Origin of the sequence: Halomonas sp. SIMBA_159 (assembly GCF_046536035.1) — a bacterium.
Classification (GTDB): Bacteria; Pseudomonadota; Gammaproteobacteria; order Pseudomonadales; family Halomonadaceae; genus Vreelandella; species Vreelandella venusta_A.
In genome coordinates this window covers 1-276 of the sequence record NZ_JAWJBT010000467.1, presented here as the reverse complement: position 1 = coordinate 276, position 276 = coordinate 1, and the positions used below count along the sequence as shown (strand labels likewise).

1 protein-coding gene is annotated in these 276 nt (G+C 43.8%); it reads left to right on the top strand.

All coding sequences use genetic code 11. The annotated features are described in order from the left end of the window. Nucleotides 1–276 (top strand): oxidoreductase (locus R0J87_RS20045; protein WP_498888447.1); only part of this gene is annotated, 276 nt, incomplete at both ends.

Below are 276 nucleotides of genomic sequence, written 5' to 3'. Positions count from 1 at the left end.
CCTTGATCAGTTTCTTCACGAAAGTTCTAACCAGAGAACGGATCAATATGGCGGTTCCATTGCTAACCGATCGCGCTTAACTTTAGAAGTTGTGAGCGCGGTAACCAAAGTCTGGGGAGCGGATAAAGTGGGGATTCGCCTCTCTCCTGGGGGAACATTTGGTGATATGGAAGATTCTAATAAAGAAGCTCTCTTTGATTATCTTGTGAGTGAACTCAACCGCTTTAATTTAGCCTATCTTCATTTAGTCGAACCCCGAATTAAAGGGAATGTCAC